General features: G+C 65.5%; 14 protein-coding genes. 3 read left to right on the forward strand and 11 right to left on the reverse strand.

Translation table 11 applies throughout. From position 1 onward, the window contains the following. The 3 genes from NA4_RS07400 to NA4_RS07410 all read left to right on the forward strand — a co-directional run. Positions 1-485 (forward strand): acyl-CoA dehydrogenase C-terminal domain-containing protein (locus NA4_RS07400; protein ID WP_169810993.1); only part of this gene is annotated, 485 nt, incomplete at its 5' end. Positions 486-686: 201 nt separating this feature from the next. Continuing rightward, positions 687-1,436: a helix-turn-helix domain-containing protein gene (locus NA4_RS07405; protein WP_067466131.1), complete on the forward strand. Its 750-nt coding sequence runs from the start codon at positions 687-689 to the stop codon at positions 1,434-1,436. 68 nt (positions 1,437-1,504) lie between these two features. Next, positions 1,505-2,590 carry a glycoside hydrolase family 183 protein gene (locus NA4_RS07410; protein ID WP_067466032.1) on the forward strand — a complete coding sequence of 362 codons (1,086 nt, stop codon included), beginning with the start codon at positions 1,505-1,507 and terminating at the stop codon, positions 2,588-2,590. A 490-nt stretch (positions 2,591-3,080) separates the two neighbouring features. On the opposite strand, the gene NA4_RS07415 is transcribed toward NA4_RS07410, so the two are convergent. From NA4_RS07415 to NA4_RS40145, 11 genes are all read right to left on the reverse strand, one after another. Then, the gene (locus NA4_RS07415; RefSeq protein WP_157128869.1) at positions 3,081-3,350 is read right to left on the reverse strand and encodes a hypothetical protein; all 270 of its coding nucleotides are present in this window, start codon (positions 3,348-3,350) and stop codon (positions 3,081-3,083) included. 26 nt (positions 3,351-3,376) lie between these two features. Continuing rightward, the gene (locus NA4_RS07420; protein WP_067466039.1) at positions 3,377-3,589 is read right to left on the reverse strand and encodes a hypothetical protein; all 213 of its coding nucleotides are present in this window, start codon (positions 3,587-3,589) and stop codon (positions 3,377-3,379) included. Continuing rightward, positions 3,589-4,362 (reverse strand): peptidoglycan recognition protein family protein, encoded by a 774-nt coding sequence (locus tag NA4_RS07425; RefSeq protein WP_067466042.1) that lies wholly within the window; start codon positions 4,360-4,362, stop codon positions 3,589-3,591. The genes NA4_RS07420 and NA4_RS07425 overlap by 1 nt, the downstream gene beginning before the upstream one ends. Before the next feature lie 191 nt (positions 4,363-4,553). Beyond that, entirely contained in the window at positions 4,554-4,985 is a 432-nt protein-coding gene (locus tag NA4_RS07430; RefSeq protein ID WP_067466046.1) for a hypothetical protein, read from the reverse strand. A gap of 361 nt (positions 4,986-5,346) precedes the next feature. Further along, the gene (locus NA4_RS07440) at positions 5,347-6,633 is read right to left on the reverse strand and encodes a hypothetical protein (protein ID WP_067466052.1); all 1,287 of its coding nucleotides are present in this window, start codon (positions 6,631-6,633) and stop codon (positions 5,347-5,349) included. Between the two features lie 94 nt (positions 6,634-6,727). Next, a complete protein-coding gene (locus tag NA4_RS07445; protein WP_067466055.1) occupies positions 6,728-7,777 on the reverse strand; it encodes a hypothetical protein in 1,050 nt (349 codons plus the stop codon). A gap of 2 nt (positions 7,778-7,779) precedes the next feature. Continuing rightward, complete coding sequence (locus NA4_RS07450; protein ID WP_067466058.1) at positions 7,780-8,856, reverse strand: hypothetical protein; 1,077 nt, start codon at positions 8,854-8,856, stop codon at positions 7,780-7,782. Positions 8,857-8,862: 6 nt separating this feature from the next. Next, positions 8,863-9,903, reverse strand: a complete 1,041-nt coding sequence (locus NA4_RS07455) for a hypothetical protein (RefSeq protein WP_067466061.1) — start codon at positions 9,901-9,903, stop codon at positions 8,863-8,865. A gap of 20 nt (positions 9,904-9,923) precedes the next feature. Further along, positions 9,924-11,543, reverse strand: coding sequence for a Gp37-like protein (locus NA4_RS07460; protein ID WP_067466064.1), 1,620 nt, complete (start codon positions 11,541-11,543; stop codon positions 9,924-9,926). Beyond that, positions 11,543-12,436, reverse strand: coding sequence for a phage tail protein (locus NA4_RS07465; RefSeq protein ID WP_067466068.1), 894 nt, complete (start codon positions 12,434-12,436; stop codon positions 11,543-11,545). Before NA4_RS07465 ends, NA4_RS07460 begins: the two co-directional genes overlap by 1 nt. After that, positions 12,433-14,862: a hypothetical protein gene (locus NA4_RS40145; RefSeq protein ID WP_157128870.1), complete on the reverse strand. Its 2,430-nt coding sequence runs from the start codon at positions 14,860-14,862 to the stop codon at positions 12,433-12,435. Before NA4_RS40145 ends, NA4_RS07465 begins: the two co-directional genes overlap by 4 nt. Positions 14,863-15,002: the final 140 nt, after the last annotated feature.

Genomic DNA, 15,002 nt, shown 5'->3' on the forward strand with positions numbered 1-15,002 from the left:
CGATCCAGGCGCAGGACTTCTTCTTCCGCAAGATCGCCCGTGACCGCGGCGTCGCGCTGGCCCACGTGGCCGGCCAGGTGCAGAAGCTCATCGAGTCCGAGGCGGGCAATGGCCGCCTCAAGGGCGAGCGCAAGCTGCTGGCTACCGCGCTGGAGGACGTCCAGGCCATGGCGGCCACGCTCACCGGCCATCTGATGGGCGCCCAGGAGCAGCCGAGCGAGCTGTACAAGGTCGGCCTCGGTTCGGTGCGCTTCCTGCTTTCGGTGGGTGACCTGCTCGTCGGCTGGCAGCTGCTGCGTCAGGCCGAGATCGCCATCGCGGCGCTCGACAACGGCGCGACCGGCGCCGACCAGGCGTTCTACCACGGCAAGATCGCTGTCGCGCAGTTCTTCGCGCGCAACGTGCTGCCGGAGCTGACCGCCACCCGCGCCGTGCTGTCCACCCTGGACAACGACATCATGGAGCTGGACGAAGCGGCGTTCTGACGCATCTTCATAACAGGCACACGACAAAACGGCCCGGAGATCATCTCCGGGCCGTTTTGTCGTCTAGGTTGTCGATTCGTGACTTCCCATCAGCGCTCGACGCCGATGCTCTCCGGTAGATTGCGTGCTCCCGGGAAGCGGCAGGAATCTTCCGACTCCCACGGTTCGGCGCGGAAGGTTTCGGCAGAGGTGCCCGAGGTGATGCGCAACGCGACTGGCATCGGCGCTTACTTGCGCGAACGACGACTCGCCGCCGGATTGACGCCCACGCACCTGGCCGAACGCGCCGGGCTCGCCGAGCTGGTGCTGGATCAAGTCGAAACGGGTGCGATGACGCCGAGTTATCCGCTGCTCGAACGGCTTTTCGACGCGCTCGAAGTACCGGCCTGGTACCGCAGGCACATTGTCGTGCTGACTTTGCCGAGCTTCTTCGAAGCCGCCTACGGACCCGGCCCCGGTGTGCCGACTCCCGATGACCTGGACGACCTGCACAGCCTTCCCGATCCCGCCTGTTATCAACGAATGCCGACGCAGGATCTGGTGGCGGCGAACTCCGCCTTCGAACGGGCCTTTCCGGGAGCCGCCGCCCGAGCGAACATGCTGGAGTGGATGTTTCTCGACCCGGCCGCCAAACGGGTGATCGTGGAGTGGGCGGTCGAGGCGCACCTGCTGGTCGGCGCGTTTCGTATGCTGTCCCCGCTCGCGCCGCGCGAGCGCGTCGAGGAGATCGCCGAGCGCTGCCGCCGCTCCCCCGACTGGGATCGCATGTGGACCACCGAGGTGCGTTCCGCGGACATCCCGCGCGGCAGGCTGCTGGTGCGCGACCTCGCGACGCGCCGGGTACGCACGATGAGCATGCGTGTCTACAGCCCGGAACTCCCCGAACGGCCTTGGTGGCTCTACCGGCTGGTGACGATCAGCCGAACGCGTGGCGCGCATGCGCCGATGTAAGCGACATCGAGCCGCCGAACAGGCACAATGAGCGAGCAGACTGCGTCCCAGAGAAAGGGAATTGCCGGATGACTCGATCGCTGTCCGCACTCGCCGGTGCCGGTGCGCTCGCCGCGGTCCTCACCTTCGCCGCCGCCGCGCCGGCCGGGGCCGACCCCAACAACGTCATACCGATCCCGGCCCTCAACGGCATCCACGGACTGCCGAACCTGCCCGGCCCGACCAAGGCCGTCTTCCAGGTGACCGGCATGGACAGCCCGAACCGCACGCAGAACTTCAACGTGCTCGGCACCGATCTCGGCATCATGTGGGACGACGGCCACGGCCGCATGATCACCGCTTTCGGCGACAGCGCCGGGCTCGGCTTCCCCAATCTGCTGGCAGGCAGCATCTGGGCCTGGACGAGTAACGTACTCTTCCGCAGCTCGACACACGATCCGGCCAACGGCATCATCTTCGAGGACGTGGTGCCGAATCCCTTGCCCAGCCCCAAGATTCCCGGCATCGAGATCAGTTTGATCCCCACGGCGGGCATCTCGGTGGGCGGTGTGCAGTACATGAGCATGATGTCGGTCCGGGAATGGGGCGACCACGGCAAGTGGCACACCAATTTCGCCACGCTGGCCGTTTCGCATGACCGCGGTAGCACCTGGACGCCGCTCACGCACACCCGCCGCGCCAACGTGGACGGTCATGAGAACTTTCAGCAGAACGCCTTCTTGAAGACGGGCGGCTACATCTACCGCTACGGCACCCCCTCCGGGCGAAACAACCCCGGATTCGTCTCCCGCGCAAAAGAATCCGATATCGCAAATATCGACGCCTACGAATACTGGGACGGCAAGGCGTGGAAGCCCGGTGACGCCAAGACCGCTGCGCCCATCCTGGGCGGCGTGGCCGAACTGTCGGTGATGTGGAACGACCACCTCGGTCAGTTCGTCATGCTGACCACCGATCCGTTCAACAGCGTCGTCATGCGCACCGCGGCCGCACCCGAAGGACCGTGGAGCGAACCCAGGGTCCTCATCGAGGCCCGTGCCCTCCCCACCGCATACGCACCGATGATCTTCCCGTACCAAACCGGCCGTGACCTCTATTTCATGGTCACCCAGCACACCCAATACAACGTGCTGCTTATGCGCACACCGCTGTGACAGTGGGAAACAACGACACGAATCGCGGCGGTTCGAGGGTCAGGGCTCGGTGTAGAGCCGCTCGGTGGGCAGGCGCGGGAGGCCCGACGTATCGCACGGGTACACGACGGTGACGGTTCCGTGGTTGCGGGCATGCCATTATATGGATCGGAACCAGGTGTCGTGTTCGACCACCCAGGTGTTGTCCGGGGCTGAGGGACGGACACCGTGGGTTTACCAAGGGAATTCACCTCGCGTGTAACGAAGGGGTGCGGCCGGGAGGAGATGGATCGACCTCTCGCGTGGGTGGCCGCGCATGTCCATGCGGGAAGCAGGCACCGCGGCCAACAGTGTGTCGTGGTGTCGTCCGATGCCTCAGAGCAGAGGAATGTGGCACCAGAAACTCGTGCTGTCCAGAAACGAGCGGAGCCTCGATCCTGACAGGATCGAGGCTCCGCTCGAGGTTGCTGAAGATAGATACTGTCGCACCGGGGCGTGAAAGAGGACCTTGTCAGATTTCTTCCTGCAAGGATTCAGGTACCTTGTACCGCGCCTCCGGAGGTTCCTGGCCGGGCACATGGATGCGCAGGAAACCGCGGAGTTCGTCGATATGCTGCCGGAGTGCCCGGATCAAGCGAATCGCGTCGCGGAAGCGTCGTTTGTCGTCCAGCGCTTGATTTTCCAGTGTTTCGACCCGGGTGCGCAGTTTGGCGACCTCGCGCGCCTGCCACGCGGTGACCGTGGCGATGACAGAGGCCACCGCCATCCCGGCGGCTTGCACGAGCTCAGGGCTGAGCCACGAAGCCGTCATTCGTCGCTCGCCGTCCGATCGGCGATCGGCATGACCGCAGGACGGATGAGTAGACCAGCTATCACCGGAGTGAGCAGGCCGTAGATGGCGAGCACGGATTCGATCCACACCGTGTCGATTTCACGGCCGAGGACGAATGCGATGACGCCGGTGACGGCGACCAGCACCGAGCGGACGAGGGCGGGTTCGGGAAGGCTACTGATCCGCATCACTGTGCACTGTCTCGAGCCGCGAGCAGCTGGTCGAGCTTGAGCTCGAGCGCCTTCAAGCGCTGTTCGGTACGGTAGTCCGAGGCGTCGGAGTTCAGCACATACCCGGCCAATGTGTCGCGGTATTCCGAGTCTGCGACCCGCGATGGGAAACCGTAGGTCAGCTCGTAGTGCACGCGACGCAGCATGTCCAGCAGCTCACGCTGCTCCATGTCGGAAAGTGCCATCAGCACACCGCCTTTCAATCGTTCCGCGACATCAGCGCGGAACACGTCCATGTCCATGGCGCCGGGATCCCACTTGCCTTGTTTGGGCCCGGCCCATTCCTTGTGTCCGATCACCCGATCGGCGCCGTGCCCGAGTTTGCGCAGGATCGCCGCGCAGCAGCCGACGTACGCGTCGTACTGCTCGCGCGACCACCCCTCGGTGCCGTTGTTCACGGCTTCTATGCCGATCGTGTGATAGTTCGCGTTGTCCTCCGGCAGGCCCGGCCATCGCCCGCGCCCCGCATGCCAGGACACGCCCGCGGCGACGACCGTCACGGTCCCGTCCTTCGCCAGGTGCAGCTGCGACAGCGGCCCCTCCAAATGGGGGAACCCGTAGGCGATTTCGGATGCCGGGGTCTGCGAACCGCCCGTGTGATGGGCGATGATGCCCCAGATTTCGCCGAAGTCGGCGTGGCCGCGTTCACGCCATCCGGGGAACTCGATCACGCGCAGGCCCTCCTGCCGGAGGACGTCCGCCAACCAGACTGGGTCGCCGGTCCACGACATGAGTGTCCTGCCTTTCCGATCGACTGGTGCAGCTCGCTGCGCGAGCGCCGCTTTCGATCCTTGAATGGGTCGACGTCAGAGGCGTCGAAAGCTTGTTTCGGATGTCCACGTCGGCGGAGCCGAACACCGAGCCGCGACATCGGTTGCGTAGCGTCGGCCCCACGCCGACGTGGACGCGAGAGGTGCGCGGTTCAGGTGATGCGCACGTACGTGCCGACACCGGCGGTGATACTGGCCTCCCAGCCGGCGAAGCCGACGTCGTGCGTGGTCTCGACCGTCACCAAATCGTCCGCCGAGACGGTGACGTTCGCGCTCACGGTCATCGTTCCGGCAGTACCGGTGGCGACCGGGCCTGTCGCCACGACCACGCTGTTGACCAGCAGGCGCGCTCGGTGGTTCCCGCTCGTTCCCGCGCCCGAGAAAGGCAGCACGGCCGAGACATTCGCGCCGGCGCCGCCCTGCGCGCGCAACCCGTTGTTGGAGACGGTCGAGCCGGGATAGGCCGGGTCCGGGGTCCAACCGGCGACGATGTTCCACTGATTGGCGGTGCCCATGCTCGACGCCGCGCTTTTTGTCATCGCGGAAGGCGCGAATCCGTTGGCGCTGACAATGACGTGCGGCATCACCCGCTCACCTCCCCGGCAACCGATTCTGGGCTGTCTTCCGCATCCTCGGCCGCGATCGGTGCCGTGGGCTGCGCCGTCTCCGCAAACGGCTCCGGCTCTGGAGCTGGATCAGTGGCCTGCTCCGGCTCCGTGGGCTGCTCGGGCTCCGTGGGTTGCTCCGGCTCCGGTTCCGCCGACGGCTCTGGCTCTGGAGCTGGCTCAGTGGGCTGCTCGGGCTCAGTGGGCTTCGGCTCTATTGGCACCTCCTCGGGCACCGTCGCACCGGGATATCCCGCCTCCGCGGTCGCCCAACCCGGGTCCTCCGGCGGCGGTTCCTGCGGCGGTTGGAAGAACGGTCCGCCCATCTGCAAGCCCGGCATCAGAGGGTCACCCCCTTCAACGCGGCCTGCAGGCCGCGGCCCGCCGGGTTGTCCACCGTTGTGACGTGCACGGTGAGCCGGTCGCCCGCCGCGAAGTTCCAGTCGCCGGTCACGGTGGTGTCGAGCGCATGGTTGGCGGCCGAGATCGTGGCGGCGGTGCCGGTGATGGCCGAGCCGTTCTTGCGCAGCTCCACCACCAGGTTGCCGGTGCCCGCGGTCTCACCGCGGTAGGTCACCGAGGTGATCTTGATGGGCCGCTCGATCCGCAGGCCCTCCGGCATCGCGTTACCGGCGCCCGCGGCGCGCAATCCGCTGTGCGACTTGAAGGCGATGTCGTAGGCCTGGCCCGCGGCCGTCGGGGTGCGGACGTCGGACAACCGCGGATCGGTGCTCGAGACGGCCGCGAGCGCGGTACGCGCTGCCGCGGCATCAGCGGCGGTCAGCACCGACCGGCCGAGCGCCGATGAATCGGAGATCTGGTTCGCCGGATGCGTGTGGGAGGTCGGCGTGCGCGCATTTGTCAGGCGCGGATCGTCTCCCGCGACAGCAGTGGTCGCGGTATCACCGATGGCCGGCGGGAATGTGGCGGGTTTGCCGGTGATCCCCGACCACTGTGTGGTCCCGGCCGGACCCCGGATGACCACACCCTGCCCGTTCGGCGACCACCCGCCCGCCGCGGCGTGGTAAACGTAGAGCAACCCATCGGCTTGGACCACGTACTGCGCGCCCTCGGCGGGCGAAGCGGGCAACTGCGCATAGGTCGCGGCCTGACCGTCGATTTGGATGCCCGCGCCGCGCGGTCCCATGACGACGGCATCACCGGCGGAACCCGGCACCGGCGCAGCCAGCGTCAGATCGACTAGACCGGTCGAGTCGGTATCCGGATCCTCCGCGTTCGGGCCGGGGACATACTCGGGCACTGTGAAACTGAAGGACTCCATCGGCACCCGCTCGCCGTCGTAGGACAGCTCGAAGGACACCCGCCAGGTCCACGCGGACGGGTTGGTGTCGGCGCTCGGCGCCACCAGCCGAACGCCACGCTTGCCACGCCAGGTGAGGTAGCCGAACTCGTCGAGCGGGCATTCGTAGTGCTTCGGCAGCTGCACATAGGTCGCTGGAGCCGGAAGTGCCTGCGAAACAAGTACTTTCGGTGCTTCGGCGGTGAATGTAACGATGCCGTTCAGCGGCAGGAATTCGGGGTGGTCGCCAAGGTCGGGTCCGTCGATGACGTTGGCGAGGAAACGCCCGACGACCTTGCCGTATTTCAGAGGGGGCAGATCAGCCATGGATCAATGCCTTTCGAACATCGGGCAGCCCAGCGGCATGCCGGATCGGGAGATGCCGACGTCGCGTACGCCGGTAACGGAGAAGCGCGTGGGCTCAGAGGGGCTGCGCTTGCACGATGAGGTGCGAGTAGTTGGAGCGAACCGTGTACGTTCCCGCGCCGACCACCCGCCGTACCACCACGTAGAGGGTGACGGTCTGATTGGCGGACACCACGGCGGCGGTCGCGCCTGGCTGTATCGGATACTCGTACACCGAGTTCAGGGTCACGTACGCCAACGTGTTGACGGCATGTCCCCAGCCGTAGCCGACGAGGTCGCCGGTGTCGGGATGACCGATTCTGACCTCGGCATCGCAGCGTGTGCCGCTCGGCGAGCTCTGGATCACGGCGCCCTCGACGATCGGCCGCCATGCCATTGGTTGCGCCGGAATGGTGATGGCCGCGACAACTTTCGACGCATCGGCAATATTCGTGACATCGGCGAACTGCTTTTCGCCGATAACCCATGCGCCGCCGAGGCGTGGGTTCGGTGCGGGACGAAACTTCTGCGCCGCCGCGTCCCAGCGCAGCACGAAACCCTCGCCGAGGGAATGCTCCGCATCGATCGCTACGTCGGCAGCGTCCTGGATACGACCTTCGGCGCCTGGGTCGCCGATGCCACCCGCGGCACCGCGCGGAAAGGTGATCTCCAGCCGCTGGTTCGGCGCGGTGCCGGTGACCTGCGCGGACGCAGCGGACCCCGATGCTCCCGCGATCGCTTCTCCGGTGAGCTGGTTGGCCGGTCCACGCTGGCCCGCCTTGCCGAACGCGTCGTCGAAGGCGATGAATTCCAGGCCGGTCCAGAAGTAGATGGCGTTCTCGGAGACCACACGCCAGGCCTTACGTGCGTCGGCGGTCGTCAGTCCGAGCCCGGTCAGGGCCGCCACGTCGGCGACGTCGCCCTGCCACTGCCACGGCCACGCCGCCGCGCCCTCCGGCCCGATCGGCCCCGCCGGCCCTTCGCGCAGCTCGGCCAATGCTTCGCGATCGACCAACTCGAGCGAATTCACCGTGTACGGCAATCCGACGGAGTCGGCGACCCCACGCATGGTGATCATCACGTCGTCGTCGAAGACGACCGGCGCGTTGTTCGTCTGATTTTCCATAGTCACAGCGCCCCCGCAGGTCGGGCCATGCACACGATCCGAGCGCGCGACATGGAGTAGTCGTAATTGGAACTGCCCGCATTGCGACGCAGCACGACGTACAGCGTCACCGCCTGACCGGCCGCAACCACGCCAACTGCGCTGTCCGGCGTGAGTCCGCGGGTCGCATAGAACGGCTGGAAACGGTTGTATGAGTCTGCGCCGGTCACCATGCCCGCGCCGAGGGCGACGATGGGGCCGTCGGCGTTGCCGATGCGCACTTCCGCGTCTACGCGGGTGGTGAACTGATTCCACGCCTCGGTGGTGCCGACCACGACGCCGCCGGTGACGATCGGCCGCCAGGCCACATCTTGTGCCGGAATACTCAGTTGGGCAACGGTCTTGGTAGCCGTCGAGATGTTCAACTGCGATGCGGCGAAGCCTGCGCCGCCGTCCCACGCCTGGCCCTCCACGATGCTCCATGGGCCACGCAAACCCGGATACGGGCGTGGCTTCCATTTCCCGACGGTGTCGTCCCATACCGGCACGGCACCGTCGGCGTGGACGCCATCGGCGTAGTCGGGGGCGTTCCGCAACGGCCCCGGACCACCGGGATCGCCCTTACGCCCCTGCACGCCACGGGGAACGGTCAGGTTGAGCACCAGGTCGGGTGGTTCGCCCACGACAGTCACGTGCAGTTCGGAGCCAACGGGACCGGTATCGACCGTGCCGATGCTGACGGTGCAGGTTTCGCCGTCGGGGCCGTGCGCACCGAACGCCTGCGCGAACGAGTCGAACCCCCGTCCGTTCCAGTACACCAGTGTGTCGGTCGCGACCACCCGCCACGCCTTGCCTGCATGCGCTGTCGTCAGTTCGGCCGCCAACGCCGTCAGCGCCGTATGGTCGGCGATGTCGCCTTCCCAGCGAAACGGCCGTGCGGCTTCTCCCTGCTCACCTTGCGGGCCAGGGGTTCCGGTCATCAGTTCGAGAGAGCCGTCGCTCGGCGTGCCGTGCATCGCCTGCACCACGCCTCGCGTTCCGACGCCCTCGTCGAGTCCGCGGATCGCGGTCGACGCGAAGTAATCGCCTACGGTGGACATGTCACCTCATTCGATGGGTCGGGCGAACACGACCAGCGATGCTCGCGTGTTGCTGAATCCGATGTCGGTGGTGCCGTTTCCGGTGCGCTCGGCCGAGACCACCAAGTTGGCGGGTTGTCCGGCCGGCACGATCGCGAAATCCGACGTGGGCGACATCGCCTTCGTCGTGCTCCCGTCCCGAAAGCACGGGAGGATCGGCAGGTACATCCAGCCGCCCGAGGCCGCCGCTGCCGTCCCGACGATCGGGCCCTGCGCGTGGTGCAGCCGCACCACGAGCTCCGCACCTTGCGAGCCGTTGTTGACCGAATACGAATAGCCGTGCCCATACACGACCGGCTGCCAGTCGAACGGCTGCGCCGGAATCAGGAACGTGCCCGCCTCGATCCGGCTGGCAGACGCCACCTGTTCGGCGGCGAAATCCTCCTGATACCAGGACCAGGGGCCGGTGCCGAGCGGTGCGGGCGCCGCGCGGAACTTCCGCCCTGCCCGGTGGTAGGCGAAGACCGAACCCCGGCCAGGCACGGTCGTCGAATCGTAGTCGGGCGAGTCGCTGATCGCGCCGGACGCACCCGGCGGCCCCTTCGGGCCGCGCTCACCCGCGGGCACGGTGACTTCGAGTTGCTGATCGGCGCCCTGGCCGGTGAATTCGATGGCGGGCACGGTCAGGTCCTCGTCGTGCACCGTCGAAGTCACCGTGATGGAGTTCGCCACGGCGACCGGGCCTTGCGGCCCGACGGCGGCCGGCGAATGCCGCCATTCGGCGCCGGTCCACACGTCCATCCCGTTGTCGTCGAGCCGGTGCCACCACTTGCCGCGGTCCTCGGCGCCGAGGCCGGAGGGGCGGGCGGCCGCGTCTGCGATCGCGCCCATCTTGCGGAACGTGGAACGCGGGCGACCACGCGGGCCGGGTTCACCCGCCGGGCCAGGGGGCAGTGGCAGTGCAGCCACGTCGTCGGTGAGTGAGATTTGCGCGGTCAGCACGGGCAGACCGTCGACGTCGGTCTCCCGGCGCATCGTGATATGGGCGGGAAAGGTTATGTCCGCCATGGATTCTCCTGTTCGAAGGCTCAGAAGATGAGCAGGTCGAGATCGGCGCCGACGTCGGTGGCCAGATCCTTGATCGCGGCGGCGACGCGGCCGAGGCGCTGCCACGCCTTGACGGTCGAGTCCTCTTCGTCGGAACCGTCGCCGACCACGATCTGCCATTTCGCGGAGGTCTCGCGGTCGTCGAGGAAGGTCAGCTCGGTGACGTAGTCGGTGAAGATGTGCTTGCCGAGCGCGAAGCCGATCTGGTCGCCGAGTTCGAAGTCCTTGCCGAGGATGTACGGTGCGTTGTCCTCCACCGTGACGCGCTTGCTCGTGTAGCCGCGCGTCAGATGCAGCCCTTGCAGGCCCGCGACGAGGCCGTCGAGCGTGAACGCTTTGTCGCTGCCCGTGATGTACAGCTCGCGGAAGGCATACGGCCCTGCGCGCTCCACCCGTCGCATGTCCCGGTAGACCATCCACGCGAGGAATACGTCGTTGAGCTGACCCCGATACAGCCAGTCCAGGCCGAAGAGCCCGAGCAGGCTCTTGATCGCGATCTCGATGCCCGCGTTCACCCAGCCCGGCGACCGGCCACCAATGATCACATCGGTGGCTGTCGGCTTGTGCAGTGCTACCTCCGAAGGCCCGATACCGGAGTATTCGCCCTCGAAGTACCACACCCAGGGGAAGTTCCTGGTCGTGCCGAGCCTGCCCCGATGTCCGTAAACCGCCTCGTACTCGGTGGTGGAGTCGAAATTGGGGTACCGGACCGGCGTGGTGCCGTCGTCGGTGAATTCCTCGATCCACGAGACGATTCCGTCGATCAGCGTGCCCGTGGGACCGGTAACGCCCGACTTGTCGACCGTCTCCAGTACCACCGTCGGCCGTTCGAGATAGAACCATTCGGGCGCGGGCTGCTCGTCCTCGCCGGGCAGGAAGAACCGCGCGGTCAGGTTGACGCCGGAGTCTTCCAAAATCGGCCCGAACAGCTTGTCCGCCATGTCGAATCGCGCCGAGGCGGCATTCCATCGGCTGGTGTCGGTCAGCGGGTTCACCGGCACCACCGCGATCGGGAACAGCGTGTTGCCCACGCCAGCCCAGTCCGGGTCGTCACCGGTACCCGGCGGCGCCCAGCCCGGCGCCTGCAAGCGCATCAGATTGGTAGTGAGGTAGGTGGTGATGAGGCTGCGGGCGGGGCCGAACAGGATGTGATGGCGCGGGAACTGCGCCAGGATCGGCGCGAACGGGCTCGCCCAGCAGCAGATCGTCGCGATGTGGTTCCAGCAGTGGATAGCCTCGATGTCGACCGTCTCCACGCCGTGCTCGTCGCGCACGATCGATGCCTTGGTGATGTAGCCGTCCCAGCGGAACCCTTTGGTGTTCACCGTGATCGGGATGGTCGCGTCTTCCTCGTCCGCGTTGTTGAACAGATGGTCGAAGTGCACCATGTCACGCGGGCAGATCATCTTGAGCCCACCGGCGGCGTTGCGCGGATAGGTGAACTCCAGCGAGAGGTAGCTGTGCTCCTCGCCGATCTCGCGCATGAACTTGTCCCAATAGCGGACCAGCACATCGGGATTGCGCCACTGTTCCTGTTCGTCGCGGTGCGCCTTGTCCATCCGCCGCGATTCGGCGTGCGGGTCCCAGGTTTGCGTACTCATCAGAACGGCCTGGAGGATCGCGGGGTGACCGCCACGATCAGGCTGGACTGCGTGTTGCCGCCCTCGACCTTGACCGTGATATCGGTCGCGCTCCACGGCGGCAGGGCGGCCAGCCAGCGCCGGCCGGCCAGCTGTCCCCATACGTTGACGGGATCACTGTCACCCGAGGTGTATATGCGCGCTGTGCGATGACGCGGATGGGTGTCGATGCGCAGTGTCGCGCCTTCGGGCAGCGTCGGGGTCTGCACCATCCGCAGCAGATCGCCGCCCACCGGGTCGAGAATCGACCAGCGGCCCGGTCCGTTCATCGTGTACCGCGGCCAAGCGGGCTGATCGGCGGCGTTGCGGGCCCGCACGATGCCTTCGCCGATGCCGCTGGAGTTGGTCCACACCGCGGTCTCGTCGAAGTGCCGCTCCAGCGGGTCCATCGCGACTGCCGACATCTTGTAGATCGCGAGAGCATTCCGCGCGGGATCGACATCGCCGATCGCCTCGGGCGGCGCATCGACCTGCGCCTGCTGGAATCGCCACCCCTGATGGCGGGTGTAATACCCGACAGTGACCGGTTTGTCGGTGGACCAACCGCGGAACCAGGCGTCGTGCACGGCGTAGAAATCCCGCACCGTGTTGTTGCTGCCGTTTTTCGCGGCGGCAGAGATCATGACGACGAAATCCCACTCCTTCTTCGACCGCACCGATCGCAGGAAGGTCGCCCCGTCCTGCCGCGCCCCTTCGGAGACCAGCAGCTTCACCGGTGCGAACATATTGCCGGTCTGCTTCGACAATCGCACGCCCTCACGACCGCCGTTCGCCCCGGACAGGTGCCAGACCCGTCCGTTGACGTCCCAGACGACGATCTTCGTATCGTGTCTATCCAAGAGCTGGTAGGTCATCGCCCGAGCCCTCCTCCACGTTGCTGCGCCAATGAACGGCGCCGGCGGACCCGCTCGACCGCAATCGCGGCGCTCTTCGGATCCATACCGTTGAAGTTGTAAATGTCTTGTCGCGGTGTGTAACCGCCTGGGCCTTCCGCCAGATCGACGAGGCCGAAACCGCTACCGATAACCTCCTTCGCGGTATCGGCCGCGTAGCCGACAACCTGCTCGACCGGTTCGAGCAGCGCCTCCGCGCCCATCTGGCCGATAGTGGAGCCGAGAGCCTCGCCGATAACCGGGCCGAGCGGTGCCGCGGGGCCCAGGGCGGGCATCAGCGCCGTACCGATGGCGCTGCCGATCGCGCCCCCCGCAGTGACGGCAAGTCCGGAAACGCCGCCCTCGAGCATGCCGAACGGTCCGCCCTTCGCTCCGGCGATCGCACCCTCGAGGAAGCCCCGGGCCAGGACATTCTGGTCCAGTCCGAACGGGCCCGCATTCTCATCGGAGGTTGCCGGCCGTTGCCGCGAATCATCTGGCACACTCAAACTCGGACCGGGCAATTCCAGCGTCTTCAGCTTCCACGGACTGGGACCGGGGGACTCCAGTGTCTTGATCGGCTGGATTCGCGACGATTCGATCAGCGCCTCCAGATCTATCCCGCTGCCCCCACTCTCGGGCTGCGGCGGCATGATCGATGACCATTCCGCAGGATCCAGTGTTCGTTTCGGAGTTGTGTACACGCCGGTCCACCCCACTGGCGAGAATCCCGGAACCAGGCCGTGCAGCAGATCGGCGGAAGGCACCCACCCCGAGTTGATCGCCTGCAGGATCGGGAGATTATCGGCTGTTGCCGAAGCATTGACTACATATTCACCGTTGGACAACCAGGCGGGGATCAAATCGTCGGTAGACCCGCCCGGGCCCGAGATGTACCCACCGGCCGCACGATGTTCCGCCTTCGGATTCTCGACCTGACCGAGTTTCTCGCGTGCGGCATCGATTTGTGTTTGCCACTCGTCGTGCAGATATTTCTTGGTATTGTACGAATCATAGTTCGCCGGACCGCGGCCGACATATCCGTGGTTCGTCGGTTTCTCAGGCTCCGACTGCTCGAGAGCACCGATATATTCCCGCAGAGATGCCGGATCGTCGGGCAGCAACCACGTGGGCGGCGGATTCTCGACCCTGCCGTCCGGTCCGCCGAAATCCGGAGGAAGAACGTAGTCCATCGCCTTCGATCCGGCGTACGAGCCCGCCATCCCAGCAATCAGACCTGCAAAGAAACCAGGAACGGCTCCGACGCCGCCCGCGAAAAATCCGAGCCCAGCACCCGTGGCGGCACTGAGTGCCAATCCGGTCAACAGTCCAGTACCCTCACGGACTGATGCCCGCTGAAAGGAATCACCACCCTGCATATCACCCCAGATCGCCAGCGGCAGTGTTGTTGCTCCGATCGCACCACTAAGCCTTCCGACGCCTAGCGGAACAGACTTTCCCCCCGGAGCTGTGACGGTCAGGTCACGTGTCGCAAGCTCAACGTTATCGATCGCTCCAGGAAATAGACGATACGCGTATCTATCCAGCCAATTGGCGCCTGTCTGCATTTCCGACGCTGTCGTGTTAGAAACAACCCGCACCCCCTCTAGCGAACCTACTTGGGTACCATTGACAGCAATGATCCCGGTATCGAGCGGACCTGGAAGCAATTTGAATTCCCGCTGCTTCGGATCCAGCGGAACGATCGTCAGCCCCTCAGGTCCGAATAGTATCTCCTTAGCGGACGAAGACCCATATATGATTGCCCGCTTCGGATTTCCGTCGGCATCCTCTTCCATATCGAAATGTGTACCGAAGCCGAGTATCGGCTCATTGAATCGGCGGGTCGTCGAATCGAAATCTACGTATGGCTGACCGTCCGGCCCGGTCATTACCACGGATCGCGTATAGAAATCGTCGCCCATACTCGTCCGGATCGAGAACTTGCCTCCTGAGGGCAGCGTAACCGTCACTGGCCTCGGGTTTGTTCGATTCGCATCAGAGAGATCGATCTTCGCGCCGGTATGCGCGGCGATGTCATCATTTTTGACAATCGCCAGAACATCGATAAGGCCCAACACGGATGGCGTCGCAGGGGAAGCACCGATATCGCCCACGCCGCCGTTGTGTATAGTCGTGCCACCCGGCGGCGTCACACTCTGACCGGGATCCAACTTTGGACCACCACCGACGGGGTAGGGAAGGTTCTGCGCCGGCGCCGGAGCAGCCGGGGGCCGCGCCTGGGGCACAAGGATGTTCATGACCTCGCTGCTACTGCCGGTCGTGGTTGGCGCGGCGTTTGCCGACGGGCCCCCCGTCTGAGAACTCGGATTCTCCGACCGATTCTTGCCTTCTTTCACTGTCTTCAACACATCGAGAAGGCTGCCGCTGAATTCGTCATCCGACATGACCACACTCCTGTCGACAATTATTGATGAAATATGTACTGCAAATCCCTCACCCTTGTGCGACAATCGACCCGTCATGGTTGCGACGACCGATCCGACCAGGCATGACGATTGACGATTTAGTTACACGGAGGGGTTCC

The organism is Nocardia amamiensis NBRC 102102 (genome assembly GCF_001612745.1).
Lineage (GTDB): Bacteria > Actinomycetota > Actinomycetes > Mycobacteriales > Mycobacteriaceae > Nocardia > Nocardia amamiensis.